The 26,345-nt window shown below is 64.5% G+C and carries 25 protein-coding genes; 14 read left to right on the top strand and 11 right to left on the bottom strand.

All coding sequences use genetic code 11. The features are described 5' to 3' along the window. Window positions 1–359: 359 nt before the first annotated feature. Window positions 360–683, bottom strand: a complete 324-nt coding sequence (locus I6F38_RS21785; RefSeq protein ID WP_092083390.1) for a hypothetical protein — start codon at window positions 681–683, stop codon at window positions 360–362. 82 nt (window positions 684–765) lie between these two features. Between I6F38_RS21785 and I6F38_RS21780 the strand changes: the two genes are divergently transcribed. From I6F38_RS21780 to I6F38_RS21760, 5 genes are all read left to right on the top strand, one after another. Beyond that, window positions 766–1,521, top strand: a complete 756-nt coding sequence (locus I6F38_RS21780) for an AAA family ATPase (RefSeq protein ID WP_225161750.1) — start codon at window positions 766–768, stop codon at window positions 1,519–1,521. A gap of 157 nt (window positions 1,522–1,678) precedes the next feature. Further along, a complete protein-coding gene (locus I6F38_RS21775) occupies window positions 1,679–2,218 on the top strand; it encodes an SRPBCC family protein (protein WP_225161749.1) in 540 nt (179 codons plus the stop codon). Between the two features lie 2 nt (window positions 2,219–2,220). Then, the gene (locus I6F38_RS21770) at window positions 2,221–3,159 is read left to right on the top strand and encodes a cytochrome D1 domain-containing protein (RefSeq protein WP_225161748.1); all 939 of its coding nucleotides are present in this window, start codon (window positions 2,221–2,223) and stop codon (window positions 3,157–3,159) included. 261 nt (window positions 3,160–3,420) lie between these two features. Continuing rightward, on the top strand, window positions 3,421–3,753 hold the full coding sequence (locus tag I6F38_RS21765) for a PRC-barrel domain-containing protein (protein ID WP_225161747.1): 333 nt from the start codon (window positions 3,421–3,423) through the stop codon (window positions 3,751–3,753). Window positions 3,754–3,952: 199 nt separating this feature from the next. Then, on the top strand, window positions 3,953–4,252 hold the full coding sequence (locus I6F38_RS21760; RefSeq protein ID WP_225161746.1) for a VOC family protein: 300 nt from the start codon (window positions 3,953–3,955) through the stop codon (window positions 4,250–4,252). A 270-nt stretch (window positions 4,253–4,522) separates the two neighbouring features. Here I6F38_RS21760 and I6F38_RS21755 read toward each other — a convergent pair whose 3' ends face one another. The 4 genes from I6F38_RS21755 to I6F38_RS21740 form a co-directional block, all read right to left on the bottom strand. Continuing rightward, on the bottom strand, window positions 4,523–4,654 hold the full coding sequence (locus I6F38_RS21755) for a barstar family protein (RefSeq protein WP_225161755.1): 132 nt from the start codon (window positions 4,652–4,654) through the stop codon (window positions 4,523–4,525). Window positions 4,655–4,748: 94 nt separating this feature from the next. Continuing rightward, window positions 4,749–7,736 (bottom strand): excinuclease ABC subunit UvrA, encoded by a 2,988-nt coding sequence (uvrA, locus tag I6F38_RS21750; protein ID WP_092083476.1) that lies wholly within the window; start codon window positions 7,734–7,736, stop codon window positions 4,749–4,751. A 349-nt stretch (window positions 7,737–8,085) separates the two neighbouring features. Continuing rightward, window positions 8,086–8,745 carry an outer membrane beta-barrel protein gene (locus tag I6F38_RS21745; RefSeq protein ID WP_176936933.1) on the bottom strand — a complete coding sequence of 220 codons (660 nt, stop codon included), beginning with the start codon at window positions 8,743–8,745 and terminating at the stop codon, window positions 8,086–8,088. A 256-nt stretch (window positions 8,746–9,001) separates the two neighbouring features. Continuing rightward, a complete protein-coding gene (locus I6F38_RS21740; protein ID WP_225161745.1) occupies window positions 9,002–9,748 on the bottom strand; it encodes an outer membrane beta-barrel protein in 747 nt (248 codons plus the stop codon). 448 nt (window positions 9,749–10,196) lie between these two features. Here I6F38_RS21740 and I6F38_RS21735 point away from each other — a divergent pair, with 448 nt between their 5' ends. The 4 genes from I6F38_RS21735 to I6F38_RS21720 all read left to right on the top strand — a co-directional run bounded on the left by I6F38_RS21735 (window position 10,197) and on the right by I6F38_RS21720 (window position 16,247). Beyond that, window positions 10,197–10,691, top strand: coding sequence for a single-stranded DNA-binding protein (locus I6F38_RS21735; RefSeq protein ID WP_057018508.1), 495 nt, complete (start codon window positions 10,197–10,199; stop codon window positions 10,689–10,691). A 259-nt stretch (window positions 10,692–10,950) separates the two neighbouring features. Continuing rightward, window positions 10,951–11,349 (top strand): DUF2306 domain-containing protein, encoded by a 399-nt coding sequence (locus I6F38_RS21730; protein WP_225161744.1) that lies wholly within the window; start codon window positions 10,951–10,953, stop codon window positions 11,347–11,349. A gap of 224 nt (window positions 11,350–11,573) precedes the next feature. Further along, the gene (gyrA, locus tag I6F38_RS21725; RefSeq protein WP_225161743.1) at window positions 11,574–14,300 is read left to right on the top strand and encodes a DNA gyrase subunit A; all 2,727 of its coding nucleotides are present in this window, start codon (window positions 11,574–11,576) and stop codon (window positions 14,298–14,300) included. 171 nt (window positions 14,301–14,471) lie between these two features. After that, the gene (locus I6F38_RS21720) at window positions 14,472–16,247 is read left to right on the top strand and encodes an adenylate/guanylate cyclase domain-containing protein (protein WP_225161742.1); all 1,776 of its coding nucleotides are present in this window, start codon (window positions 14,472–14,474) and stop codon (window positions 16,245–16,247) included. Window positions 16,248–16,336: 89 nt separating this feature from the next. Here the strand turns inward: I6F38_RS21720 and I6F38_RS21715 are convergent, their stop codons facing one another. From I6F38_RS21715 to I6F38_RS21705, 3 genes are all read right to left on the bottom strand, one after another. Next, window positions 16,337–17,296, bottom strand: a complete 960-nt coding sequence (locus I6F38_RS21715) for an aminoglycoside phosphotransferase family protein (protein ID WP_225161741.1) — start codon at window positions 17,294–17,296, stop codon at window positions 16,337–16,339. 110 nt (window positions 17,297–17,406) lie between these two features. Continuing rightward, window positions 17,407–19,272: a KUP/HAK/KT family potassium transporter gene (locus I6F38_RS21710; RefSeq protein ID WP_225161754.1), complete on the bottom strand. Its 1,866-nt coding sequence runs from the start codon at window positions 19,270–19,272 to the stop codon at window positions 17,407–17,409. A 199-nt stretch (window positions 19,273–19,471) separates the two neighbouring features. Beyond that, window positions 19,472–19,729 (bottom strand): hypothetical protein, encoded by a 258-nt coding sequence (locus I6F38_RS21705; RefSeq protein WP_057018505.1) that lies wholly within the window; start codon window positions 19,727–19,729, stop codon window positions 19,472–19,474. 268 nt (window positions 19,730–19,997) lie between these two features. Here I6F38_RS21705 and coaD point away from each other — a divergent pair, with 268 nt between their 5' ends. The 5 genes from coaD to queA all read left to right on the top strand — a co-directional run bounded on the left by coaD (window position 19,998) and on the right by queA (window position 23,170). Beyond that, the gene (coaD, locus tag I6F38_RS21700) at window positions 19,998–20,495 is read left to right on the top strand and encodes a pantetheine-phosphate adenylyltransferase (RefSeq protein ID WP_225161740.1); all 498 of its coding nucleotides are present in this window, start codon (window positions 19,998–20,000) and stop codon (window positions 20,493–20,495) included. 45 nt (window positions 20,496–20,540) lie between these two features. After that, a complete protein-coding gene (locus tag I6F38_RS21695) occupies window positions 20,541–21,104 on the top strand; it encodes a peptidylprolyl isomerase (protein ID WP_028332096.1) in 564 nt (187 codons plus the stop codon). Between the two features lie 5 nt (window positions 21,105–21,109). Further along, complete coding sequence (locus I6F38_RS21690; protein ID WP_225161739.1) at window positions 21,110–21,547, top strand: TonB C-terminal domain-containing protein; 438 nt, start codon at window positions 21,110–21,112, stop codon at window positions 21,545–21,547. Further along, the gene (locus tag I6F38_RS21685; RefSeq protein ID WP_016846097.1) at window positions 21,523–21,987 is read left to right on the top strand and encodes a peptidylprolyl isomerase; all 465 of its coding nucleotides are present in this window, start codon (window positions 21,523–21,525) and stop codon (window positions 21,985–21,987) included. Before I6F38_RS21690 ends, I6F38_RS21685 begins: the two co-directional genes overlap by 25 nt. A gap of 106 nt (window positions 21,988–22,093) precedes the next feature. Further along, complete coding sequence (gene queA, locus I6F38_RS21680; RefSeq protein ID WP_225161753.1) at window positions 22,094–23,170, top strand: tRNA preQ1(34) S-adenosylmethionine ribosyltransferase-isomerase QueA; 1,077 nt, start codon at window positions 22,094–22,096, stop codon at window positions 23,168–23,170. A 195-nt stretch (window positions 23,171–23,365) separates the two neighbouring features. Here queA and I6F38_RS21675 read toward each other — a convergent pair whose 3' ends face one another. The 3 genes from I6F38_RS21675 to I6F38_RS21665 all read right to left on the bottom strand — a co-directional run bounded on the left by I6F38_RS21675 (window position 23,366) and on the right by I6F38_RS21665 (window position 26,288). Continuing rightward, window positions 23,366–24,403 carry an aspartate-semialdehyde dehydrogenase gene (locus I6F38_RS21675; RefSeq protein ID WP_225161738.1) on the bottom strand — a complete coding sequence of 346 codons (1,038 nt, stop codon included), beginning with the start codon at window positions 24,401–24,403 and terminating at the stop codon, window positions 23,366–23,368. A 244-nt stretch (window positions 24,404–24,647) separates the two neighbouring features. Then, on the bottom strand, window positions 24,648–25,265 hold the full coding sequence (locus tag I6F38_RS21670; RefSeq protein WP_225161737.1) for a PepSY domain-containing protein: 618 nt from the start codon (window positions 25,263–25,265) through the stop codon (window positions 24,648–24,650). A gap of 261 nt (window positions 25,266–25,526) precedes the next feature. Then, a complete protein-coding gene (locus I6F38_RS21665) occupies window positions 25,527–26,288 on the bottom strand; it encodes a TetR/AcrR family transcriptional regulator (protein WP_225161736.1) in 762 nt (253 codons plus the stop codon). Between the last annotated feature and the right edge of the window lie 57 nt (window positions 26,289–26,345).

Raw genomic sequence — 26,345 nt, 5'->3', positions numbered from 1 at the left:
CGCAAAACTCGGCGGATGGACCGGCTACGCCTCCCACCGTCCACCTGGACCAATCACCTTCCACACCGGAATGGCCCGCTTCCAAATCCTCGCAAATGGCCCGACAAACGTGTAGATGCACTAGTGCGAAAGCAGGGACCCGTTACCACAGACGTTCGTTGTCGAAGCGAGCTGTGGCTCCAGCGTTATGCACCAATGACCTTCGGTGGTTATGGGTCCCGGGTCGCGCTTCGCTTGCCCGGGACGACACTTAATTTGTTGCGCGATCTGCGAGGCACATATCCGCATTCTCGCGACATGAATTGTCGGAGGTTTGCCGGCTTTGCCGCCTTCTCTTGACCAGAGGGCGCAGGGGCCGCTCACCGCCGCTTGCGGACATCGATGTTGATGTCGAGGTCGATGGCGCTGACGCAGGTCTGCTCGGTGCGGTGCGATCCGCCCTCGTGCCAAGGACCGTTGCGCAGTCTGATGTCGCTGACGTGAGCGAGCCGCAGGCAGCGCCATTGCGGCAGTTGGCCCGAGCTCGAGCCGCCGAACTGCCAGGCCAGCACGACCTCCTCACCGCTCTTGTTGTGGCCGATGATGTGCGGGCAGAGCTCGCGCGGCCGGCCGTCATAGATGCAGACCGCTTGCTGTTCGTTGAGGATCGCCTTGCGGAAGAGGGCGTAAGCTTTGCTAGCCATGGGACATCCGGCCATCTAGGATTGCTGCGGGCTCCTATCATATAACTGGGCCACCCGCCGTTGTTTCCCCGGATCCGCGCCGATGGCCAGAGGACGACACCGCCCGATCAACATGCCCGCGCCATATCTGAGGCGCGTCTGGCTCGATCCCGAGCGCATTCCCAACCGCAACGCATATCCGTTCGTGCTGCCGCTGCTGCGCGACGATTTCGAGCTGAGCTTCGACAAGGCAATCACCATCATTGTCGGCGAGAACGGCACCGGCAAGTCGACGCTGCTCGAGGGGATCGCCGTGATGGCCGGCTATGATGACGCCGGCGGCGGCAAGGGCTACATGCCGGTCGATCACAGCAATGCGGTCGAGGAAATGGGCGGCTCGCTTGCGACCGCGCTCCGCGCGAGCTGGCTGCCGAAAATCACCAATGGCTGGTTCTTCCGCGCCGAGAGCTTCTACTCGGTCGCCAGATATCTCGACTCCGTCGCCAGCCCCTATGCTGACTTCCTGTCCTATTCCCACGGCGAGGGCTTCCTGCGCTTCTTCAACGAGCGTTGCCAGCGGCAGGGCATCTTCATCTTCGACGAGCCGGAATCCGCGCTGTCGCCGTCGCGGCAGATCGAATTCCTCAAATTGTTGCACCGGATGAACGGCACCGGCCGCTGCCAGGTGATCATGGCGACGCATTCGCCGATGCTGATGGCGTATCCGAACGCGACGCTGTTGCGGGTTACCAAATGTGGGCTGGAGCCGGTGGGCCTGAAGGACACCGATCACTACCGGCTGATGCGCGAGTTCTGCGACGACCCCAAGGGGTTCGTCGAGGCGGCGATCGAGGACTGAAACCGCTGCCCGGGCGGGCTTGCCTCCCGGGGAAGCCGCCGGCTGCGACTTCGCTCTGGTGCAAGAAGCCGGTCCCCGATCTGGTCTAGAACCCGGACCATAAACTGCGGCATGCGCCAGGCGGCGGATGGCCGACACATATCGGGAGAGAACAAGGATGAGGCGAACGATCGCGCGAGCTGGCGTCGTGGTGGCGGCATTGGCTGTGTTGGGGGCCGCCTGGGCCCACGGGCCGACCCGCCAGAAGGTGCGGGAATCGATCGAGATCGACGCGCCGCAGGCCAAGGTGTGGGCGGTGATCGGCAATTTCCAGGACATGAGCTGGCTCGCCGGCGTCACCAAGACCGAAGGCGAGAAGGGCAACGAGGTCGGCGCCACGCGGCGGCTGACGCTCGGGCCCGGCGCCACCGTCGACGAGGAACTCTACAAATACGAACCGGAGATGATGAGCTATTCGTACCGGATCACGGCGGTCGACGTGAAGGTGCTGCCGGTTACCAACTATTCCTCTACGCTGGCGGTGTCGCCGGCGCCGGACGGCAAGTCGAAGCTGGAATGGGCCGGCGCGTTCTACCGCGGTTTTCCGAACAATGATCCGCCGCCGGAACTGAGCGACGAGGCCGCGGTGAAGGCGGTGAGCGGGCTCTACAAGGCCGGGCTCGAAGCGCTGAAGAAGAAGATCGAGAGCGGGACCTGAGCGTGCGCGCGATTGCGCTCGTCGCGCTGCTTGCCGGCCTCGGCGCCGCGCATGCCGAGGAGGCGTTCGTCACCAACCAGCTCAGTGACGACCTCACCGTGGTCGATCTTGCGACCTCGAAGCCGGTTGCGACCATCGCGATCGGCGGCAAGCCCGCCGGCGTTGCCGTCAGCAAGGACGGCCGCTTCGCCTATGTGACCAGCCCGGATGCCAAGGCGGTCACGGTGGTCGACGCGTCGGCACGAAAGGTCGTCGGGCGGGTCGATGTCGGCGGCGGGCCGCTCGGCATTGCGGTCGCGCCCGACGGCGCGATGGTCTATGTCGCAGACTGGTACGCCGCCGCGGTGCGGGTGATCGACGCCAGAGAGCGGCGTGTCGCCGCGAGTATCGCGGTCGGGGCATCGCCGTCCGGGCTGGCGGTGACGCCGGATGGGCTGCTGCTGCTGTCGGCGGATCGCGACGATGACAGCGTCTCCATCATCGACACCGCCTCGCGCGAGCGGAGAGGAATCGTGAAGGTCGGGAGTCGGCCGTTTGGTGTCACCATCGATGCCGATGGCAAGCGCGCCTACACCGCCAATGTCGGCACCAACGACGTCTCGGTGATCGACATCGCGACCGCCCGCGAGGTCGGCCGCGTCCATGTCGGCCTGCGCCCCTACGCTGTGGCGCTGGCGCAGGGCCGCGGCTTCGTCACCGACCAGTATGACGGCAAGGTCAGCGTGTTCGACCTCGCGACGTTGCAGCCCGTGAAGCGGATTACGGTGGGCGATTACCCCGAAGGCATCGAGGCGACCGCCGACGGCAAGCGCATCCTGGTCGCGAACTGGGAGAGCAACACGCTGAGCGTGATCGACGCCGCCGAGCTGAAGGTGATTGGCGAGGTCCGGGTCGGCGACGGCCCGCGCGCGTTCGGGGCGTTCCTGAGACGGACGGAGTAGGCGGAAGGTGCGTGGGGTGTCCCAAAATATCGAAAATAACCCCATGCAAAGGAGCAGGCTGCCGCCGAGACTCGGAAAAGCGACTTGACGCGTCGGGCAAATCAGCGGTACGTTTTTATTATTCCGAAATTGTGCAAGCGTCCGCCGCCGCAGGATAGAGCCAACCGCGCCCTGCGACCCGTCGTCGAGCTGCGCCCCATTGGCTCACCAGCGCGGCAGGCCTATATTATCAGGCAAACACCAGGAAACAGGGAGGATGCTATGCATCATACCTTGGTGCCCAGTGACCGGGTCGAGCATGTCTGCGTCTTCGGGCGCGACGGGACGAAACTTGGGTCGATCGAGCGGCTGATGCTCGACAAGGTGAGCGGAACGGTGGCCTACGCCATCATCAAGACCGGCGGCGTGCTGAGTACCCACCACCACTATCCCGTCAAATGGACCGCGCTGCGCTTCGATCCTGTGCGCCAGGCCTTCGAGGCCGAGGTGACGCTGGAGGATCTGCGCGCAGGGCCGTCGGAGTTCGACGGCGACGAGTTCGACTGGGGCGACCGCTCGCAATCGTATACGCACCCGAACTATTGGGCGGTGTAGGGCGTAGTTGAGGCCTGCCGTAGCCCGCATGAGCGAAGCGACATGCGGGAGCGGTTAACTTGTTCGGCTGATAGACCCCGCATATCGCTCCGCTCATGCGGGCTACTTGCTTAGTTCAAGACCGGTATACATGCCCCCATTCAAGCCCGCCGGCTGGCCTTCCGTCATACCGCGAATTGTCACCCGCGACCTCACTGGCTTGGCCAGATTTCTTCGAGACGTTTTCGATGCGCAGGGCGAAGTCCGCTCCGGCGCGCCAACGGAAATCCGGATCGGAGACTCGATCATCCTGATCAGCGACGGCGGAGGCGTCCGCGAGGCGATGCCGGCCTTTCTCTACGTCTATGTTCGAGACGCGGACGAGACCTATCGGCGGGCGATCGCGGCAGGCGCTGAATCGATCGAGCCGCCTGCGGATACGCCCTATGGCGACAGACGCGCGATGGTGCGGGATGCCTGGGCCAACGTCTGGCAGATCGCCACCTACCGTGGGAGCTAAGTGTGTAGCCCGCATGAGCGAAGCGATATGCGGGACCGGTCACATTGTTGGCCGCGAGGGGCCCCGGATATCGCTTCGCTCATCCAGGCTACTTGCTACGGGCATGGTCTGCTCGAAGCAGCCACATGACCTGGTCGCGATATCTGAGGGGAAATGCAACCGAAAGCGGATGGTCTTTCGATCCTGACATTTTGCGAGCAGCGTCATTCAGTATCGCAACGTAGGTCATCGCGTTCGGCAGGTCGCCAACCACCGGCACATCAGCATGCATTACAAGCACGGGACCGTGCGGCAACCACGACCGCGGATACATTCCTCGAACCCATCCCAATTGCTCCCAAAGTAACCGGGAAATTCGAGCTGTGCAGCGAGCGTGGCCAAGAGCGCCGCTTTGCTCGTCACATTTTCAAGGATGCTGGCGCGCACCGCTGCAGGGGACGACGCGCCCTCATCTTCGAACGAGATGAATGTTTGCGGCTCGCTCACCCGGCCTGTGTCACTCCGCCGCCTCGCTCGCTGAGCTCTTCCTTGGCTTGCTGTTCGCCTTCTTCAGCACCGGCGCCAAAAACTTGCCGGTGTAGCTGCGCGGCGCTTTCACGATGTCCTCGGGCGGGCCCCAGGCGACAATCTCGCCGCCGCCGTCACCGCCTTCGGGGCCGAGGTCGATGACCCAGTCGGCGGTCTTGATGACCTCGAGATTGTGCTCGATCACGACGACCGTGTTGCCCTGGGCGACCAGCTCGTGCAGCACCTCGAGCAGCTTGGCGACGTCGTGGAAATGCAGGCCGGTGGTCGGCTCGTCCAGGATATAGAGCGTGCGGCCGGTGGCACGCTTCGACAGCTCCTTGGCGAGCTTGACGCGCTGGGCTTCGCCGCCCGAGAGCGTCGTCGCTTGCTGGCCGACATGGATGTAGTCGAGGCCGACCCGGTGCAGGGTCTGGAACGTCTCGCGCACGCGCGGCACCGCCTTGAAGAACTCGGCGGCTTCCTCGACCGTCATGTCGAGCACGTCGGCGATGCTCTTGCCCTTGAACAGCACCTCCAGTGTCTCGCGGTTGTAGCGCTTGCCCTTGCAGGTGTCGCAGGTGACGTAGACGTCCGGCAGGAAGTGCATCTCGATCTTGATGACGCCGTCGCCCTGGCAGGCCTCGCAGCGGCCGCCCTTGACGTTGAAGGAGAAGCGGCCGGGCTCGTAGCCGCGCGCCTTCGCTTCCGGCAGGCCGGCGAACCATTCGCGGATCGGCGTGAAGGCACCGGTATAGGTCGCGGGGTTGGAACGCGGCGTGCGGCCGATCGGCGACTGGTCGATGTCGATGATCTTGTCGATGTGCTCGAGGCCCTCGATGCGGTCGTGCGGCGCCGCGCCCTCGCTGGCGTTGTTCAGCTTGCGGGCGATGGCGCGGTACAGCGTGTCGATCAACAGCGTCGACTTGCCGCCGCCCGACACGCCGGTCACGCAGGTGAACAGGCCGAGCGGGATTTCGGCCGAGACGTTCTTGAGGTTATTGCCGCGGGCGTTGACGACCTTGATGGTGCGCCGGTGGTTCGGCGGCCGCCGGTCGGGCACAGGCACCGACAGCTCGCCGGTGAGATACTTGCCGGTCAGCGATTTCGGGTTGCGCATGATCTGGTCGGGCGTGCCTTCGGCGACGATGTGGCCGCCATGCATGCCGGCGCCGGGCCCGATGTCGAGCACGTAATCGGCGAGGCGGATAGCGTCCTCGTCATGCTCGACTACGACCACGGTATTGCCGAGGTCGCGCAGCCGCTTCAGGGTGTCGAGCAGGCGGGCATTGTCGCGCTGGTGCAGGCCGATCGACGGCTCGTCCAGCACGTAGAGCACGCCGGTGAGGCCCGAGCCGATTTGCGAGGCGAGGCGGATGCGCTGGCTCTCGCCGCCCGACAGCGTGCCGGAGGAGCGCGACAGCGTCAGGTAGTTCAGGCCGACGTCAAGCAGGAAAGTCAGGCGCTCGCGGATCTCCTTGAGGATGCGCGTCGCGATCTCGTTCTGCTGCGCGTTAAGCGCCTCCGGCACCGTCTCGAACCATTCGCCGGCGCGCTTGACCGAGAGCTCGGAGATATCGCCGATATGCTTGCCGCCGATCTTGACGCACAGCGCCTCCGGCTTCAGCCGATGGCCGTTGCAGCCTTCGCAGGGCACGTCGGAGAAATACTTGCCGAGCTCCTCGCGCGCCCACTCGCTCTCGGTCTCGCGGTAGCGGCGGTTGATGTTGGTGATGACGCCCTCGAACGGCTTCTTGGTGTCGTAGGAGCGGACGCCGTCCTCATAGGAGAACTTGATCTCGTCGTCGCCGGAGCCGTGCAGCAGCGCGTTCTGGACCTTCTTGGTGAGGTCCTTCCACTTGGTGTCGAGCGTGAACTTGTAGTGCTTGCCGAGCGCGGTCAGGGTCTGGATGTAGTAGGGCGAGGATGATTTCGCCCAGGGCGCGATCGCGCCCTTGCGCAAGGTCAGCTCCTTGTCGGGGATGACCAGGTCCTCGTCGATATGCTGCTCGACGCCGAGGCCGCCGCAGGCCGGACAGGCGCCATAGGGGTTGTTGAACGAGAACAGGCGCGGCTCGATCTCGGGGATCGTGAACCCGGAGACCGGGCAGGCGAACTTTTCCGAGAACAGGATGCGCTCGGGCCCGCTCTTGTCGTGGATCTTCGCGGTCTTCTTCTTGTCCTCTTTCTTGTCGTCCTGCGCGGCCGCCGCCGGCGCATCGGCGTATTCGATCACGGCGAGGCCCTCGGCGAGCTTCAGCGCGGTCTCAAAGCTTTCCGCGAGGCGCTGGGCGAGGTCGGGACGCACCACGATGCGGTCGACCACGACGTCGATGTCGTGGGGGAATTTCTTGTCGAGCGCGGGCGCTTCGGACAGTTCGTAGAAGGTGCCGTCGATCTTGACGCGCTGAAAGCCCTTCTTGAGATACTCGGCGAGCTCCTTCTTGTACTCGCCCTTGCGGCCGCGCACGACCGGCGCCAGCAGGTAGAGGCGAGTGCCTTCCGGCAGCGCCAGCACGCGGTCGACCATCTGCGAGACGATCTGGCTCTCGATCGGCAGGCCGGTGGCCGGCGAATAGGGCACGCCGACGCGCGCCCAGAGCAGGCGCATGTAGTCGTAGATCTCGGTGACGGTGCCGACGGTGGAGCGCGGGTTCTTCGACGTGGTCTTCTGCTCGATCGAGATCGCCGGCGACAGGCCATCGATCTGGTCGACATCCGGCTTCTGCATCATCTCGAGGAACTGGCGCGCATAGGCCGACAGCGACTCGACGTAGCGGCGCTGGCCCTCGGCATAGATGGTGTCAAACGCGAGCGACGACTTGCCGGAACCGGACAGGCCGGTGAACACCACGAGCTTGTCGCGGGGAATCTCGACGTCGATGTTCTTCAGATTGTGTTCGCGCGCGCCACGGATCGTGATGGCGCGCGATGAGGAGCCGGCGTTCTGTTGGCGCTTCGCCTTGAGCACTTCATCCATAGCGACAGTTCCGGGCGCATGCTTGGGCGCCTTTTGGGCGCGCATCGCCGGTGATGCCGGGACCTTGCGCCGATGGGGTGTGAAGGCTGGAACGTAGGAAGAACGGCCGACAATTTCCAGTGCTGAGTCGCGTCCATCAACGGATAGTTTGCCTGATGGCAGCAGCCGTCAGCAGGGCCGGTTCCGCTAGAGCCTTTCCCGTTCCGATGGAATCGGAACGGGGGCTCCAGATTCCCGCTTTGACGCGTTTTCCTTGCGCGAGCCGGAATCCGCTTCGCTCGAAAACGCTCTTACGCAAAAAGGCCGGCGCGAGGCCGGCCTTTCGGTGCGATCTGATCGCAGATCAATCTTAGTACTTGGCGACGATCGGGCCGCCGAAGTGATAGTTGACGCCGAACTGGGCGCTGTGCAGCTCGAGCGTACCGGACGGCACGCCGAAATAGTTCTCGCTGTCGAGGCTGCGATACAGGTATTCGCCCTTGATCGACCACTGCGGGGCGATGAACGCCTCGACGCCGGCGCCGACGGTCCAGCCTGAGTGGAAGTTGCTCTGCGAGGCGGTCACGCCGAGCGCGGTGACGCTGACCTCGTTGTTGGCCCAGGCGTAGCCGCCGGTGCCGTAGAACAGCACCTTGTCCACAGCGAAGCCGAAGCGGCCGCGCACGGTGCCGAGCGAGTCGATCTTGCTGCGGGCGGTGACGCCGAGCGCGGAGACCGACGCGTCGATGTCAGCGCCTGCAGCGTCGACCTCGAGGCCGTACACGATGTTGCCGGCCTGCCAGTTGTAGCCGATGGTGCCGCCGCCGAAGCCGCCTTCCATGCTCGGGGTGCCGGAGTTCTCGCTGGCGTAGCCGCCGTAGCCACCGACGTAGAAGCCGGTCCAGTTGTAGATCGCGGCCGGCGGCGGAGCCTTCACGTAAGGCGCGCGTGCCGCCATGTCGGCGGCCATTACCGGTGCAAAAGCGCTCAGTGCAAACATGCCGGCCGAGGCCAGCAAAACATTCCTGATTTTCAAAGTCCCAGTCCCATTTTCTTGTTGTCTCTTCAAAGATTTTGAAGAGAGCGTCACAGCAGTGTCGCGTGACGTGCTGGTGCTTCTACAGAGAAATGCCGGAACGTGTGTATCCGCGAAACCACAACGCACCGAAAACGGCCCCGGTGAGGTGCGCGTGCACACGCAACGAAAAAGCCGGCGCACAAACAGGCACAAACAAAAAGGCCGGCGGGAGGCCGGCCTTTCGTCTGGATCAATCGGCCTGGCGCGATCAATAGCGCGCGACGACCGGGCCACCCCACTTGTAGTTCACGCGGACGGTGACGAGGTCGACGTCCTGGCGATCGCGGATGGTGCTGTTCAGCGTGCCGCTGGGGGCGATCAGGTTGTAGGTCTTGTCCTGCATGAACAGGTGGTCGTATTCGATGCCTGCGGTCCAGTTCGGCGCGAAGCCGACTTCGATGCCGGCGCCGACGGTGCCGCCCCAGCGGGTGTCGCTGGCGCTGCCGACGAGCACACCGGTCGGGGTGAAGTAGGTGTTGAAGCGGTTGTCGGTCAGCGCCGCGCCGCCCTTGGCGTAGAGCAGCACGTTGTTGACGGCGTAGCCGATCTGGCCGGTGAACAGGCCGAATGCGTCGATCTTGGACTGGTTGGTGAACAGGCCCGGGAAGATCGCGCTGCCGTTGCTGCCCTTCAGGTCAGCCCAGTCGCCCTGCGCTTCAAGGCCGAACACCCAGGTGCCGGCCTGCCAGCGATAGCCGATCTGGCCACCGGCGACGCCGCCCGTTGCGTCATGGCAACCGTCAGAGGCGAGGAAGACGCCGGCCGGGAGCTGATCCCAGCAATTGTGGCTCGAGCCCCAGCCGCCGTTGGCGCCGATGTAGAAACCGGTCCAGTCATAGATCGGGGCAACCACCGGCGGCGGCGCCTTGGTGTACGGGCGCGCAGCGAGATCAGCGGCCGCGGCAGGCGCAGCAAACGCAATCAGAGCAACCGTACCGAGCAAAAACTTCTTCATTATCAGTCCCCCAGCACCCCGATCGGCTTCCAAACGGTCCCGAAGCACGATCCCAGACGCGAGCGCCCGCGCCATGGTTGGAGCTATACGCTGATTCAACCGGAAACGCAGTCTCCCAAATGCAACACTCGCGGGAGAAGTACCGAGAAGGCAAGTTGCTGATTTGTTTGCTGTTTTTCTAAATCTTGCTGCCGGGCGTCGGCCTGCGCCGAGATCGACTGCCGCTCCGACGGCACTGGCCGCTTCTACGGATGGTTGTGGCGAACAAAACTGGAACGATGCCGGATCCGGTGCTATATCCCGATATCCGTGGATAACCGCGCGACGGCAAAGGCGACGAGCCGGCACCGGCGTATAGGGTCATCCACGACGCCTGCGACGTAAGTGGCGAAGGTTGAGAGTGGCGGCCGAATGTCCGGACGCCCGGTTTTTGAGTGGAGATGATGCGATGGCAGGAAGCGTGAACAAGGTGATCCTGGTGGGAAACCTCGGCAAGGATCCGGAAATCCGGCGGACGCAGGACGGCCGTCCGATCGCAAACCTTTCCATCGCCACCTCGGAAACGTGGCGCGACAAGGGCACCGGCGAGCGCAAGGAAAAGACCGAGTGGCACCGCGTCGTGATCTTCAACGAGGGCCTCTGCAAGGTCGCCGAGCAGTATCTGAAGAAGGGCGCCAAGGTGTACATCGAGGGTCAGTTGCAGACCCGCAAATGGACCGACCAGAGCGGCGTCGAGAAGTACTCGACCGAAGTCGTGCTGCAGGGCTTCAACTCCAACCTCACCATGCTCGACGGGCGTGGCGGTGGGGGCAGCAGCTTCTCCGATGATGGCGGCAGCGATTTCGGCTCGGCCGGACCGGTCAGCTCGGCGCCGCGCCGCGCCGTCGCCGCGGGTGGTGGCAGCAGCCGCAACAGCGACATGGACGACGACATCCCGTTCTGAGCAGCGGTCGCGCTTCCGTCGATTCCGTCAGGCGCCGTTCCGTGAAGATCATTTTCCCGGAACGGTCGCTGCGATCTAGACCTGCAATTTCCTCGTGTGGAATATGAGGATAACCCGGTAACTCTTTGTCAGAACCTCGGTGGTTCGACGTACAGGGATGCGGGTTCCCTGGACTTTGACACAGCCTGATGTAAATGATATTTACATTGGCCTGCGGCATTTGATGCCTGGCCGCGAGCTTCACTCGAGAGCCGCCATCATGAGCCTCGCGCCATTGCTCGACGCCGCGCCTGCGATCCCGCTCCACGCCTTTGCCGCGATGGCCGCCTTCGTGCTCGGCTCCATCCAGCTCGCCGCCCCCAAGGGCACACTGCCACACCGGACCCTGGGCTGGATCTGGGTGATCCTGATGCTGGTGGTCGCCGGAACCTCGTTCTGGATCCATCAGATCCAGCTGGTCGGTCCCTGGAGCCCGATCCACCTGCTGTCGATCTTCTCGCTCGCCATGCTGGTGCTCGGCGTCACGGCTGCGCGGAGCCACGATGTCCGCCGCCACAGGTTCACGATGATCGGCATTTTCTTCGGCGCGCTAGTCATTGCCGGGCTGTTCACCTTCATGCCCGGGCGGATCATGCATGCGGTGGTTTTCGGCCACTGACGGGAGAGGCAAGTAGCGAATGGCGGGTGGCGAATAGGGATTTTTCCATCCGCTGTTCGCCATTCGCCACGCACTTCCCGACCAAGCCGCCGGAACCTCGGCGCTCCACCCGTAAGTGCATGAAAAAACGAACGGAAAAACGGCTTGCCGGAGCCGCGCAAGGGTGGTTATCAGGCCCCCGATGGGCTATATGATTCCCCAGCAGAACCGACCGGATTTCCCCTTTGTCCGATAACGACGACCACAAGCCCGGCGAGCCGCCGGGACCCTCAGATATTCGTCCCGTTTCCATTCTCGACGAGATGAAGAAGTCTTACCTCGATTACGCGATGAGCGTGATCGTGTCGCGTGCGTTGCCCGATGCGCGCGACGGGCTCAAGCCGGTGCACCGGCGCATCCTCTATTCGATGCATGAGCAGGGACACACGCCGGACAAGAAATACGTCAAATCCGCCCGCGTCGTCGGCGACGTGATCGGTAAATATCACCCGCATGGCGACCAGTCGATTTACGACGCGATGGTCCGCATGGCGCAGGATTTCTCGCTGCGCGTGCCGCTGATCGACGGCCAGGGCAATTTCGGTTCGGTCGACGGCGATCCACCGGCGGCCTATCGATATACCGAAGCGCGGCTGACCAAGGCGGCGCTGGCCGTGCTGGCTGACATCGACATGGAGACCGTCGATTTCCAGCCGAACTACGACAACTCCGAGAAAGAGCCGTCGGTTCTGCCGGCCCGGTTCCCGAACCTTCTGGTCAATGGCGCCGGCGGCATCGCCGTCGGCATGGCGACCAACATCCCGCCGCACAATCTCGGCGAGGTGGTCGATGCCTGCGTGGCGCTGATCGACAATCCGGCGCTCACGATCGACGAGCTGATCGACATCATTCCCGGACCGGACTTCCCGACCGGCGGCGTCATCCTCGGCCGCCAGGGCATTCGCAGCGCCTACCATCTCGGCCGCGGCTCGATCGTGATGCGCGGCAAGGTGACCATCGACACCATCCGCAAGGACCGTGAAGCGATCATCATCACCGAGATTCCCTATCAGGTGAACAAGGCGACGATGGTCGAGCGTATCGCCGATCTCGTCAAAGAGAAGAAGATCGAGGGCATCGGCGACCTGCGCGACGAGTCCGATCGCGACGGCTATCGCGTCGTCATCGAGCTGAAGCGCGAAGCGGTGCCCGACGTGGTGCTGAACCAGTTGTACCGGTTCACGCCGCTGCAGACCAATTTCCCGGCCAACATGCTGGCGCTGGATTCCGGCCGTCCGCAGACGATGAATCTGAAGGACCTGCTCACCATCTTCGTCGCGTTCCGCGAGCAGGTGGTGACCCGGCGGACCAAGTTCCTGCTCGGCAAGGCGCGCGACCGCGCCCACATCCTGGTCGGCCTTGCGATCGCGGTCGCCAACATCGATGAGATCATCCGCGTCATCCGGACCTCGCCAGATCCGAACACCGCGCGCGAGGCCCTGATGTCGCGCGACTGGCCGGCACGCGACGTCGAGGCGATGATCACGCTGATCGACGATCCCCGGCATCGCATCAACGAAGACGGCACGCTGCGGCTGTCGATGGAGCAGGCCAGGGCCATCCTCGATCTTCGCCTGCAGCGCTTGACCGCGCTGGGCCGCGACGAGATTTCCGAAGAGCTCGACAAGCTGGCGGCCGAGATCGCCGACTATCTCGATATCCTGCGCTCGCGCGCCCGCGTGCAGGGCATCGTCAAGACCGAACTGGCCGAGGTGAAGCAGCAGTTCGCCACCCCGCGCAAGACCGTAATCATCGAGCAGGAAGGCGAGGTCGAGGACGAGGACCTGATCCAGCGCGAGGACATGGTCGTCACCGTGTCGCATGCGGGTTACGTCAAGCGCGTGCCGCTGTCGACCTACCGAGCGCAGCGCCGCGGCGGCAAGGGCCGCGCCGGGATGCAGACCCGCGACGAGGATTTCGTCTCGCGCCTGTTCGTGGCGTCCACGCACACGCCGGTGCTGTTCTTCTCGTCGCGCGGCCAGGTCTACAAGGAGAAGGTCTGGCGGCTGCCGATGGCCGCGCCGAACGCGCGCGGCAAGGCGCTGATCAACATCCTGCCGCTGGAGCAGGGCGAACGCATCACGACGATCATGCCGCTGCCGGAGGATGAATCCTCCTGGGCCAATCTCGACGTGATGTTCGCGACCACCAGTGGCACCGTTCGCCGCAACAAGCTGTCCGACTTCGTCGACGTGCGCCGCTCCGGCATCATCGCCATGAAGCTCGGGGAAGGCGAGGCGATCGTCGACGTCCAGATCTGCACCGAGCATGACGACGTGCTGCTGACCGCCGCTGGCGGCCAGTGCATCCGTTTCCCGGTCACCGATGTGCGCGTCTTCACCGGCCGCACCTCGATGGGCGTGCGCGGCATTGCGCTGCCCGAGGCCGACAAGCTGATCTCGCTGGCGATCCTGCGCCATGTCGAGACCACCTCGGACGAGCGCTCGGCCTATTTGAAGATGCGCCGCGCGGTGGCCGGCGAGGCTGCGACCGAGGAGCCGGTCGAGGCCGAGGGCGAGGAAACCGCGAATGCGATCCAGCTGTCGCAGGAGCGCTATGCCGAACTGTCGGCGGCCGAGCAGGTGGTGCTGACCGTCTCCGTCAACGGCTATGGCAAGCGGACCTCGTCCTACGAGTACCGCACCACCGGCCGCGGCGGCAAAGGCATCGTCGCGATGAGCGTCAACAACCGCAATGGCAACCTGGTGGCGTCGTTCCCGGTCGAGGACGCCGACCAGATCATGCTGGTCACCGACAAGGGTCAGCTGATCCGCTGCCCGGTGGCCGATATCCGCGTCGCCGGCCGCTCGACCCAGGGCGTGATCGTGTTCGACACCGCCGAGGACGAGCACGTGGTCTCGGTCGAGCACATTCCTGAAGAGGAAAACGGCGAGAACGGCAACGGCGGCTAGCGCCGCCGTTTCGGAGAACCCCCAGCCCGAATGCAGCCAACGGGCGCGCAACAGGCGCGCCCGTTGACAGGCTCCGCGAAATCCGGCGGGCCTGCCGTACGCCCCTAGCCCAAGGGCAACGCCCTATGCTTTGATGCGGTCCGGCGGATCTACCGATTTCGGGAGGCCGTTGTGACCGATCATCGCGTTGAGCGACGGCTTGCAGCTATCCTGGCGGCTGACGTGGCCGGATATAGTCGGCTGACCGGCCTGGACGAGGAAGGGACACACGTCCGGCTGAGGGAGTGTCTGCGTGGACTCGCTGATCCCAAGATCAGCGAACACCGTGGCAAGGTCGTCAAGCACACGGGCGACGGCATGCTCGCCGAGTTCGGCAGTGTCGTGGATGCGGTGCGTTGCGCGATTGAGGTCCAGCGCGCAATGGCCGAGCGAAATGCCACGGTGCCGCAACTCAAGCGGATCGAATTCCGCATTGGCATCCACGTCGGCGACATCATCGTCGATGAAAACGATATCTTTGGAGACGGCGTCAATATCGCCGCCCGCCTTGAAGGGATCGCGGAGCCCGGCGGGATCTGCATCTCGGACGATGCGCAACGTCAAATCCGCGGCAAGGTCGATGCCGTGTTCGCGGACATGGGCTCGCAGAACCTGAAGAACATTGCTGAGCCGATGCGCGCGTGGCGATTGAGGGTAAATGCGGGCCATCCTGCGGGGGCGCCGATCGAGCCGCCGGTCGACAGCGTGCAAGCTCTGGCGCTCCCTGACAAGCCGTCGATCGCCGTGCTGCCGTTCGAGAATATGAGCGGCGACCCCGAGCAGGAATACTTCGCGGACGGAATGGTCGAGGAAATCATCACGGCGCTGTCGCGCTTCAAATGGCTGTTCGTGATCGCCCGAAATTCGAGTTTTACCTTCAAGGGCCGGGCCGTCGATATCAAGGAGGTCGGCCGCAGGCTCGGCGTCCGCTATGTCCTTGAGGGGTCTGTGCGCAAGGCCGCGGGGAAGGTTCGCATCACCGGGCAGTTGATCGATGCGGTGACCGGAACGCACATCTGGGCAGACAGGTTCGAGCGTGACCTGACGGACATATTCGCTCTGCAGGACGAGGTGACCGTCGCCGTGGTTTCGGCCATTCAACCAAAATTGCTGCAGATCGAAATCGGCCTGTCGGCACGTCGACCAGAGAACCTCACCGCCTATGATTTCTATCTCCGCGCCATGCAGCAGCATTACCTGATGACCGCCGACGGGTTGGCCGAGGCGATCAGGCTGGCGCATCGCGCTTTGGAGCTTGACCCCCGGTTCGGCTTTGTCGCCGCTCTGGCAGGTCTCGCGCACATGCAGAACATCCTTTGGGGGCATGCCGTCGATCCTCAATTTGACCGCAAGGAAGCGGTTCGGCTGCTTCGCCTGGCATTGAGCATCGACGATGGTGATGCGGAAACATTAGCCTGGGTTTCCCTCACCTCGGCGTACATGGTCGGCGATTGTGAGAGTGAGATCGAATTGGCCGACCGGGCGGTCGCTCTCAATCCGAATTCATATCGCGCATGGACCGCCAGAGGCAGCGTCTACCGAGTTGCCGGGCTTCCGGATGAAGCGGTCCGGAGTTTTGAACGCGCCATCCGCCTGAGCCCGTTAGACCCGCGGCTACCCATCACGTTTGTTGGGATGGGGATGGCCTTCATCGAGCTTCGCCGCTTTGACGAGGCCATTGCCGCAGCGAATAAATGCCGGCGCCAGAATGCCTCCTATTCGCTGGCCTACCGTTGTCTCGCGTCCGCGTTCGCTCATCTCGGACGCGACGCGGAGGCGCGCGAGGCGGCGGCGCTCCTGCTTCAGCTCGATCCCGCCTTTACAATATCCGCAATGATCGCCAGGGGCGGGTACCCAAACGCGCAGCTGTTGATCGAGGGGCTTCGGAAGGCGGCATTGCCCGAATGAATTGTGCCCGCGGGCGCCGACGAGGCGGCCATCGGGAGCACCGCGGGCTCTGACAGGCCCTTAGCCCGATGCGGTTGTGGGGGCGCGGCCTAGGCGGCGCTTTCCAGTTCGCGCGTGAGCGCGGGAAGGGCATCGATCCGGCCGATCTGCGCGAACCAGCACCAGAGCTCGAGCGTCGAGGCCAGCCGGTAGAGCGCGATCGTGGCCTCCCAGTCCGGCCGGTCGCTTGTGCCGTGGCCCGCGAGCAATCCGTCGCGCTTCGGCGCGTCCTTCGGCGTGAAGTAATAGAGCGCCTTGGCGATGTCCATCAGCGGATCGCCGGCGGTGGCATTCTCGAAATCGACGATGCCGGTGAGACGCGGCTGCCCCTCCGGTGTCACCAGCACGTTGCCGGCGTGGAAGTCATAGTGACAGAGGCGGGGCGTGTCGGCTGCGTCGAGCAGGACGCTGCGCGCCAGGATGCTGGACCGCAGCCGCGCGGCCAGCGCTTCGTCCCCGCCACGCGTGCAAAACTCGGTCAGCTTCCGCTCGAACTGCGCGGACATGTAGGCGCGGTTGGTCGGGTGCGACGTCCAGACGCCCTGCGGACCGATATAGCCGAAGCTGTCGAGCGTGATGCCATTGATATGGCGGAGCGCCGTGCCCATGGCGGCGTGGATCGAAAACAGTTCCTGATCCGTCAGTGCCGCCTCGCGGTTGCCGAGCACGACGCCGTCGAGCTTGCTCATCAGCACAAAATTGAAGTCGATCAGCGCGCGGCTGTCATCGGCTACGAGGATGCGGGGAATGGCAATGCCGGCGTCGCGCAGAAGACCGAGGACATAGACCTCCTTCGCCATCTTCCATTGCAGCTGGGCGGGGTAGACCTTGAGGATGCAGCTTGGCGCGTCCGCCCGCGTGATCTCGAGGATCGTGCTGATCTCGCCGCCGCGTAGCTCGGTCACGTTGCGCACCGTTGCGCGCGGATCGACGCGGCTGATGATCGCCTGCGCCTGGTCGACTGAAATCGCCAGGCGCGGCTTCAACTGAAGTGGCGGATCATCTGACATTTTACAAATGCCGTAGCCTGGATGCAGCGAACCAAATCCGGTGGCTTGCGGTGCGGTTTCGATTGTCCCGGATTGCGCTTCGCTTCATCCGGGCTACGCAGGCGACGAGATTAAATCTCGATCTCCGTCCCGAACTCCACGACCTGTCCGGTCGGCACGCCGAAGAACGCCGCCGACCGCTCGGCGTTGCGCTGCAGGAACGCGAACAGCGATTCCCGCCACACCCACATGCCCGGAATGTCTTCCCGCGGGATGATGGTCTCGCGGCCGATGTAGTAGGTCACATCGGTCAGACGAAGACCGGGCAGTTTGCCTTGGCGGCAGGCGAGCTTCAGCCCTTCGTAAACGGTCGGATATTGCATGAAGCCGTAACGCAGGATGACCCGGATGATGCCCGGGGTGACGTCGTGAACCACAACGCGATCCTCGTCCGAGATGCGCGGGGATTCCTCGATCTGGACGGTGACCAGCAGCACGCGCTGGTGCAGCACGTGGTTGTGCTTGACGAACTGGGTCAAGGCGAGCGGCACGCCGTTAGGGGCGGAGGCGAGGAATATGGCGGTGCCCGGCAGCCGGCTGTGGCACTTGTTGACCGCGGTCTCGATCAGATCTTCTTCCGGCTGACGCAGCTTGCTGCGCGCCGTCTCGACCAGTTTCACGCCGCCGCGCCAGGTCAGCATCAGGAACGCAACGGCGGCCGCAAGCAGCAGTGGGAACCAGCCGCCTTCGAACAGCTTGGTCGAGTTCGCCGCAAAGAAGATCGCGTCGATGATGAAGAAAAAGCCGTTCACGGCGATCACGATGATCGGCGAATAGCCCCACTGGATCGCGACCAGCGCTGCAAGCAGCGTGGTGATCGCCATCAACAGCGACACTGCGATGCCGTAGGCGCCGGCGAGCGCGTCCGAGGTGCCGAAGGCGAGCACCGCGCCGAGTGTCCCCGCGGCGAGCAGCCAGTTCACCAGCGGCACGTAGATCTGCCCGATCGCATCGCTCGTGGTGTGCTCGATGTGCATGCGCGGCAGGAAGCCGAGCTGGATCGATTGCTGGGTCAGCGAGAACACACCCGAGATGATGGCCTGCGAGGCGATCACGGTGGCGATCGTCGCGAGCAGCACGAGCGGGTAATGCGACCAGTCCGGCGACAGCTGGAAGAACGGGTTTTCGATCGCGGTCGGGTCGGTGATCAAGAGCGCGGCCTGGCCGAAATAGTTCAGCACCAGAGCGGGCAGGCAGACGGCGAACCAGGCGAGCCGGATCGGAAAGCGGCCGAAATGCCCCATGTCGGCATACATCGCCTCACCGCCGGTCACCGCGAGGAAGGCGGCGCCAAGGATGGCGAAGCTGACGTGGAAATCCTGATGGATCAGGAAATCGAATGCATAGAGTGGGCTTAGCGCAACCAGCACGCCGGGCGCCTTGACGATGCCGTGAATGCCGAGGGCTGCCAGCACGGCGAACCAGAACAGCATCACCGGACCGAAGATCCTCCCGATGAAGCCGGTGCCCCGCTTCTGCATCATAAACAGGCCGATCAGGATGACGACGGTGATCGGCACCACCGCAGGGGTCAGCGAGGGCGCGTCGACCTTGAGGCCCTCGATCGCCGACAGCACCGAAATGGCCGGCGTGATGGCGCCGTCGCCGTAGAGCAGGGCGGCGCCGATCAGGCCGACCACCAGAAGATGGCCGCGCCAGGTGCCGGGCGCCGCGTTGCGCGCCGAGAGCAGCGCCAAGAGCGCGACGATGCCGCCTTCGCCGCGGTTGTCGGCGCGCAGGATCAGCATCGCGTATTTGATCGAGATGATGAGGATCAGCGCCCACAGGATCAGCGAGACCACGCCGAGCACCGCGCTCTCGGTGAGCGGACCGCCATGGGTGGCGGCCTTGGCGGCTTCCTTCAGGGCATAGAGGGGGCTGGTGCCGATGTCGCCATAGACGACGCCGAGGGCACCGAGCGTGACGGCAACCGGGATCGGACTGGACGGGGGGTGGCCAGAAGAAACGATGGCGGGCGTACTCGTCACGGCAATCCCCCGATGGCTGCGCCCGCCGGATCATCCGGCCGGGCGCCTTAGACGATAGTCTGCGACGGGACGTCGCAAATTACCATTGGGTTTTGTGTGACGGCCTGACCTTACGCCAGGCTGACGACCGACTTCGCTTGAATACGCGCTACGGGGTACGGTCGGCGGTGACCAGGCGGGCTTCGCGAACCACTGTCTTGTTGCCGGCGCTGCGCAGGCACGCGGCCTCGAAATTCGGCCAGGCCTGCTGCGAGCAGTCCTTGCCGACCGGGTGGACGTCGAGACGGTCGCTCTTGGCCAGCGGCTGCGGGGTGGAGGCTTCGACCTGCGGCGCAAAGCCCGGCAGCACGGTGAGCGCGGCGGCAATGAACGCGGCAACAGCGATGGCGGAAAGTGCCTTGATCATGACGGTCCCCAGTTGATCGGGCCGCCCGGGCCCGTCGTTTCGTTGTCCAATGTCTACCGGCCGCAAGTTTCCTGGTGTCTTCGCCACCGCGGGAAATGGTTTCGTCGCGGGCCGGTTTTGTTTCGTCCGCCAACGGCCGACGAAACATTCACCCCCGTAGACGCTGGCATCCCAGGACTCGTTCACTGGACGACTGGAAAATTTGTTTCGAGCAAGCAATGGAACCCGGGCGGCTTGCCGGGGAGAGCCGGGCGGGTTAGGAGGGACCATGTCCCGTATCGCGATCTATCCCGGCTCCTTCGATCCCGTCACCAACGGCCATCTGGACGTGGTGAAACAGGCCGTCTTCCTCTGCGACCGCCTGATCGTCGCTATTGGCGTCCATCCCGGCAAGAAGCCGCTGTTTTCCACCGAGGAACGGCTGGCCATGGTCCATGAGGTGTTCGGCCCCATCGCCCAGCAGGCAGGCTGCGCCTTCGAGAGCGCGACCTATGACAATCTCACGGTCGCGGCGGCCCGCGCGGCCAAGGCCACGCTGATGATTCGCGGCCTGCGCGACGGCACCGATCTCGACTACGAGATGCAGCTTGCCGGTATGAACGATGCGATGGCGCCCGAGGTGCATACCGTGTTCGTTCCGGCGTCGGTTGCGGTCCGCCCGATCACCGCCACACTGGTGCGCCAAATCGCCCAGATGGGCGGCGACTTCTCTTCATTCGTGCCGTCATCAGTCGCAGCTAGCCTGAAGGCCAAGTTCGCCGGCTGATCCCGGCGGCCTGCCACACCCCAACGTTAAAGCTCCGGAGTTGCCATGATCCGCATCCTTGCATTCGTTGCCGCGCTGCTCTGCGTCGTGCCCGCGGTCGCGCAGCCGCTGCCGGCCAATCTCGACAAGGCCGATGCGATCGTGATCGACACCACCAAGGGCCGCATCGTCATCAAGCTGCGCACCGACATCGCGCCCAAGCATGCCGAGCGCATCAAGCAGCTGGCGCGTGAGGGCTTCTACAACAACGTGCCGTTCCATCGCGTGATGGACGGCTTCATGGCGCAGACCGGCGACGGCCAGAACTTCAACGGCACCGGCGGCTCGAAATATCCGAACCTGAAGCAGGAATTCTCCCAGGTCCCGTTCAAGCGCGGCATCGTCGGCATGGCCCGGCGCGGCGACAGCGTCGACAGCGCCAATTCGCAGTTCTTCATCATGTTCGCCGACGGACCGAGCCTGAACGGCCAGTACACAGTGATCGGCGAGGTGGTGCAGGGCATGGACGTGGTCGACAAGCTGAAGAAGGCGTCTGCGGGCTCTCCTGGCGGAGCCGTCACCGATCCCGACAAGATGGTGAAGGTGCAGGTCGCATCCGACATCAAGTGATCCGCATGGCGGCGCGCTGCAAACCACTCGCCTGGTTCGCCGCGCCGCTGGTTTGCCTGACGCTGGCCGTACCGGTGCAGGCCGAGCCGGAGCAACTCAATACGATCAAGGACGTTGTTCTTGCCATCCACCGCTGCTGGCGGCCGCCGCCGGCAGACAACGCCGGCCCGATCGACATCACCGTCATTGTCAGCTTCAACCGCGAGGGCGCGATCCTCGGGCATCCCAGGATCAGCTATGAATCGCAGGAGGCGACCGACAACGACCGGATTGCATACCGGATCGCGGTGATGGAGACGTTGCAACGCTGCACGCCGTTGCCATTTACCGAGAGCCTGGGCGGCGCAGTCGCCGGCCGCCCATTCGCGATCCCGTTCAGGAATAAGAAGTATCCACCCCGAAGCCAGGAGAAGCGAGCATGGCTGCTACCGAAAATACTCTGATCCTCGAAACCACGCAGGGCCCGGTCACGATCGAGATGCGCCCGGATCTCGCGCCCGGCCACGTCGCGCGGATCAAGGAGCTGGTGCGCGAGGGCTTCTATGACGGCATCGTGTTCCACCGCGTGATCGACGGCTTCATGGCGCAGACCGGCTGCCCGCAGGGCACCGGCATGGGCGGCTCCGGCAAGAAGCTGAAGGCCGAATTCAACAAGGAGCCGCATGTCCGCGGCACCGCCTCGATGGCCCGCGCCGCCAATCCGGATTCCGGCGACAGCCAGTTCTTCATCTGCTTCGACGACGCCTCGTTCCTCAACGGCCAGTACACCGTCTGGGGCAAGGTCACCGAGGGCATGGAGAACGTCGACAAGATCAAGCGCGGCGAGCCGGTGAAGGATCCGGACAAGATCGTCAAGGCGCGCATGGCTGCCGACGCGGCCTGAAATGCCGATCGTCATGCCCGGGCTTGACCCGGGCATCCATCGATCCTTGGAAACTTATTCGTAGATGATGGATTGCCGGGTCAAGCCCGGCAATGACAGCTTGGTGATGCGCACCGATCTCTTCGACTTCGAACTGCCCCCCGAAAGCATCGCGCTTCGCCCCGCGAGCCCGCGCGATGCCGCGCGGATGCTGGTGGTGCATTCGGACGGCGTGCTGCGCGACGCCGCGATCGCCGACCTGCCGCGGTGGCTGGAGCCGGGCGATCAGGTCGTCGTCAACGACACCAAGGTGATCGCGGCGCAACTCAAGGGCCGCCGCATCGGACGCGACACCGAGCCGAAGATCGAGGCGACCTTGATCAAGCGGCTTGACGGCTCGCGCTGGCAGGCGCTGGTGAAGCCGGCGAAGAAGCTCAGCCCGGGCGACACCATCCGCTTCGGCAATGAGGGCAGGGTCTGCCTGCTCGGCAATCTCGATGCAGAGGTCGAGGCCAAGGGGCTGGAGGGCGAGGTGACGCTGTCATTCTCGTTCCATGGTCCGGTGCTCGACCAGGCGATCGCCGATGTCGGCGCCACGCCGCTGCCACCCTACATCGCCTCCAAACGCACGCCTGACGAGAAGGACGTCAGCGACTACCAGACCATGTTCGCCGCCAATGAGGGCGCGGTCGCAGCGCCCACGGCGGGGCTGCATTTCACGCCGGCCCTGGAGGCCGCGCTGAAGAGCCGCGGTGTCGAGCTGCACCGCCTGACGCTGCATGTCGGGGCAGGGACCTTCCTGCCGGTGAAGACCGAGGAGACCTCTGAGCACAAGATGCATGCCGAGTGGGGCTGCATCACCGCCGAGACCGCTTCCGCCTTGAATGCCGCGCGCGCAAAAGGCGGCCGGATCGTCGCGATCGGCACCACGTCGCTGCGCCTGTTGGAAAGCGCCGCCAATGCCGACGGCACCATCGAGTCGTTTGCGGCGGAAACCTCGATCTTCATCACGCCGGGCTACCGCTTCCGCGCGGTCGATATCTTGCTGACCAACTTCCATCTGCCGCGCTCGACGCTGTTCATGCTGGTCTCGGCCTTCTCCGGCCTCGAGACGATGCAACGCGCCTACGCCCACGCGATCAGGGACGGCTACCGGTTCTATTCGTACGGCGATGCGTGTTTGCTGTTTCGCGCGCGAGGCTAGCTCCGCAAGCACGGCTGCTTCATCGTCACCCCCGCGCAAAGGCTTCGCCTTTGTCGCTGAGGCGGCCGCTTCTCTTCAGCGGCCCTCGAAGGGCGACGGCCCGACTGGGGCCGATGCATCCTTCGAGACGCCCGCCGCGCGGGCTCCTCCAGCGACAATGGCTGCGCCATTGCGCGGGGATGACGGTTCTTGCATTCACGCCATCGCGCGTTCGGGCAGCAGCTCGGCGATCTGCACCGCGTTGAGGGCGGCGCCCTTGAGCAGCTGATCGGCCGCGACGAACATCGAGATCGAGTGGCCGCTGGGATCGCTGAGATCCTTGCGGATGCGGCCGACCAGCACGTCGTCCTGGCCGGAGGCATCGATCGGCATCGGGAAGTAGTTCTTGGCGCGATCGTCGACGACCTTGACGCCCGGCGCCTGCGCCATCATCGCGCGCACCTGGTCCTCGGTGATCGGCTTCTCGCATTCGAAGGTGATCGCCTCGCAATGCGCGCGCAGCACCGGCACCCGCACACAGGTAACGCCGACCGCGATCTTCTCGTCCTCGAAGATCTTGTGGGTCTCCTTGATGACCTTGGTCTCCTCGTCGTTGTAGCCGGTCTCCGGATCGATCGCCGTGTTGTGGTTGAACAAGTTGAAGGCGTAGGGGTGCGGCATCACCTTCGGGGTGTAGACCTGTCCGTTGAGATTGGCGCGGGTGGACTCGACGAGCTCCTCCATCGCAGCTGCGCCGGCGCCGCTCGCGGCCTGGTAGGTCGAGATGATCACGCGCTTGATGCGGTTCTTCTGGTGGATCGGCCACAGCGGCACCAGCGCGGTGATGGCGGCGCAGTTCGGGTTGGCGATGATGCCCTTGTGGTCGCGGATGCGGTTGGCGTTGATCTCGGGGATCACCAGCGGCACGTTCGGATCCATCCGGAACGCCGAGGAATTGTCGACCACGACGGCGCCGGACTTCACCGCAAGCGGCGCGAACTTCCTGGAGATGCCGCTGCCGGCCGAGAACAGCGCGATGTCGACGCCCTCGAAGGCGCGCTCGGTCAGTTCCTCGATCACGACCGGCTTGCCGCGGAAGCTGACGGTCTTGCCGGCCGAGCGGGCGCTCGCCAGCGCCTTCAGCTTGCCGACGCGGAAGCCGCGCTTGTCCATGGTGGCGATGAATTCGGCGCCGACGGCACCGGTGACGCCGACAATCGCGACGACGGGATCGTTACTCACTTTGTCCTCCATTCGAGTTGTATTTCAGGCAACAAAAAAGCCCCGGACCTTCATCAGGCGGGGCTTCGGGTAGAGATGATGCGGTTCGACCGACTACGCGCGCACGCCTCCCGAGGCCCCGGAGGGCTTGGTGGTTTTGCTGGTGCGTTTGGTCGCGGTGATCATGGAGCGGACTTATGCGGGACAGATCGGCGTCCGTCAACGGCTTTTGGGCGAAAACTTGGCGAGAGAAAACTTGGCGAGTGCCGAGCCGGCCTCATCGCCTGCGCGCGCCCGGCGGTTCGAGGATCACCTCTTTCAGGTCGCTGCCGGCCAGCACGACGATGACGAAATTGAGCTTGCCGCGTTCGCGCATCAGGCCGCCGCTGATCGCCTTGCCGGAGGTCGTGTGCTCGGCCACCCGCACCGCGTCGGCAAGCCGATGCCGGAGCGCCCTCAGCACGACGAGGTTGTCACGGTCTTCGGCGCCGAGCGACTTCAGCGGCGCGGCGGCTTCGCCACCCACCACTTCGCCGGTCGCCGCGTCGATGGCGTGCCGCCAGATCCGATCCTGCTGCATGGTCTTGACCCGGTAGACCGCGGGCTCCGATGCGCCGTCAAAGCTGATGTCGGCGGTGATCGAACCGGAATGCAGCGCCTCCGCAATCGCCATCGCCTTGCGCAGCGAGATCTGGGCCGCCTGGAAGCTGTCGAGCTCGCGGCGAACCGTGTGCGCGTCGAGCGCGGTGTCGTTATCCTGCGGTGTAAGCGCTGCGGCCGTTGAGCTCGTGATCGCGTGCGCCGGCGTCGCGAAGGGCAAGGCAATGAGCGCGGTTGCCAGCAGCCGCGTGCCGAATGCCCAATGCCGCAGTGCGTGTAATCGTCCCGTCGTCATGGTCGCATCCGTCGCGTCGAACCGCCGCCCGGGCAGAGAAAGTGCGGCCGACCTTTGTTAGTCAGAGGTCGGCCGCCGAACGTTCAGACGGAGCGATGGCGGCAGCTCCGTCGTGACGATCGAAGTGACAAGGCGACCCGAAACCGTTGGGGGCTGAACTTGGGTTTCGCGTCTCATTGCAACTAAACAATACGGTTTCGTTCTGTTTCCTTCAAGGCTCATCACGACAACGTGTGAGGCGATGCAACGATCCTAAAACTGTCAGCGAGTGGGGCGGCGGCGCGCCTTCGTCGCTTCCTTGATCGCCTCTTTGGCCGCATCGCGAAGCCGATCCTGCGGCCCGACGGCGCCGGCGAGAAACAGCCGGATCGAGACTTCCATCCGGGTCTCGGCGGTCTTCATGTCGATCGGAATTCCGAATGTTGCCATCCGGTGGGTGTGGCCGACCACCATGTTGAGGAATGTCTCGGCCGCGATCGTGGTGTCCTCGAGGTCGAGCGCGCCTTTGTCGACCAGATGGTCGAAGAAACCCGCCGTGGTGGACACCGCCTTCGACCAGCCCTCGTCAACAGCAAGCTTGGCGACCTCGGGGAAATTGATCGCCTGCGCGGTCAGGATCCGGCTGAAGGCGATGGAGTCGGCGCTGCAATTCAGCACCAATAGCTGGCGTCCGAGCTCGGTCAGCCGTTCCTCGACCGAACCGTCGCAGTTGCCGCCGGCCTGCGCTTCGGCCGCCGCGGCGGCGAGCGGGGCAAGCCAGCGGGCGATCTCGCGGCGGAGCACCGCGGCGAACAGGCCCCGCTTGTCGCCATACTGACCATAGACCGTGGGCTTGCTGACGCGGGCGGCCTCGGCCACCGCGTCGATCGATGTCGCATCGAAGCCGCGCTCGAGGAACAGGCGGGTGGCGACCTCGATCAGCCGCTGGTCGCGCTCGATCGCAGCGTCCCGCGTCGGCCGGCCGCCGCGTGACTTGATCACGCCGCGCTTGGCCACCTTGGCCTTGGTTGCCGTCAATCCCATTTGCCCATTCATCTCGTTGTGCATCGGACGGGTCTGTCCGGTCTATAACCCGCGCCG

This window comes from Bradyrhizobium sp. BRP56 (assembly GCF_020194035.1).
Lineage (GTDB): Bacteria > Pseudomonadota > Alphaproteobacteria > Rhizobiales > Xanthobacteraceae > Bradyrhizobium > Bradyrhizobium australafricanum.
Note: the sequence above shows the minus strand (reverse complement) of the source record. Positions and strands in the feature narration are given on the sequence as shown.

What these genes read in the sequence shown, in the direction of transcription:
- I6F38_RS21785 (WP_092083390.1), bottom strand. Translation starts at nt 683, where the DNA reads ATGGCTAGCAAAGCTTACGCCCTCTTCCGCAAGGCGATCCTCAACGAA.
- I6F38_RS21780 (WP_225161750.1), top strand. Translation starts at nt 766, where the DNA reads ATGGCCAGAGGACGACACCGCCCGATCAACATGCCCGCGCCATATCTG.
- I6F38_RS21775 (WP_225161749.1), top strand. Translation starts at nt 1,679, where the DNA reads ATGAGGCGAACGATCGCGCGAGCTGGCGTCGTGGTGGCGGCATTGGCT.
- I6F38_RS21765 (WP_225161747.1), top strand. Translation starts at nt 3,421, where the DNA reads ATGCATCATACCTTGGTGCCCAGTGACCGGGTCGAGCATGTCTGCGTC.
- uvrA (WP_092083476.1), bottom strand. Translation starts at nt 7,736, where the DNA reads ATGGATGAAGTGCTCAAGGCGAAGCGCCAACAGAACGCCGGCTCCTCA.
- I6F38_RS21740 (WP_225161745.1), bottom strand. Translation starts at nt 9,748, where the DNA reads ATGAAGAAGTTTTTGCTCGGTACGGTTGCTCTGATTGCGTTTGCTGCG.
- I6F38_RS21735 (WP_057018508.1), top strand. Translation starts at nt 10,197, where the DNA reads ATGGCAGGAAGCGTGAACAAGGTGATCCTGGTGGGAAACCTCGGCAAG.
- I6F38_RS21730 (WP_225161744.1), top strand. Translation starts at nt 10,951, where the DNA reads ATGAGCCTCGCGCCATTGCTCGACGCCGCGCCTGCGATCCCGCTCCAC.
- I6F38_RS21715 (WP_225161741.1), bottom strand. Translation starts at nt 17,296, where the DNA reads ATGTCAGATGATCCGCCACTTCAGTTGAAGCCGCGCCTGGCGATTTCA.
- I6F38_RS21705 (WP_057018505.1), bottom strand. Translation starts at nt 19,729, where the DNA reads ATGATCAAGGCACTTTCCGCCATCGCTGTTGCCGCGTTCATTGCCGCC.
- coaD (WP_225161740.1), top strand. Translation starts at nt 19,998, where the DNA reads ATGTCCCGTATCGCGATCTATCCCGGCTCCTTCGATCCCGTCACCAAC.
- I6F38_RS21695 (WP_028332096.1), top strand. Translation starts at nt 20,541, where the DNA reads ATGATCCGCATCCTTGCATTCGTTGCCGCGCTGCTCTGCGTCGTGCCC.
- I6F38_RS21690 (WP_225161739.1), top strand. Translation starts at nt 21,110, where the DNA reads ATGGCGGCGCGCTGCAAACCACTCGCCTGGTTCGCCGCGCCGCTGGTT.
- I6F38_RS21685 (WP_016846097.1), top strand. Translation starts at nt 21,523, where the DNA reads ATGGCTGCTACCGAAAATACTCTGATCCTCGAAACCACGCAGGGCCCG.
- queA (WP_225161753.1), top strand. Translation starts at nt 22,094, where the DNA reads ATGCGCACCGATCTCTTCGACTTCGAACTGCCCCCCGAAAGCATCGCG.
- I6F38_RS21675 (WP_225161738.1), bottom strand. Translation starts at nt 24,403, where the DNA reads ATGGAGGACAAAGTGAGTAACGATCCCGTCGTCGCGATTGTCGGCGTC.
- I6F38_RS21670 (WP_225161737.1), bottom strand. Translation starts at nt 25,265, where the DNA reads ATGACGACGGGACGATTACACGCACTGCGGCATTGGGCATTCGGCACG.
- I6F38_RS21665 (WP_225161736.1), bottom strand. Translation starts at nt 26,288, where the DNA reads ATGGGATTGACGGCAACCAAGGCCAAGGTGGCCAAGCGCGGCGTGATC.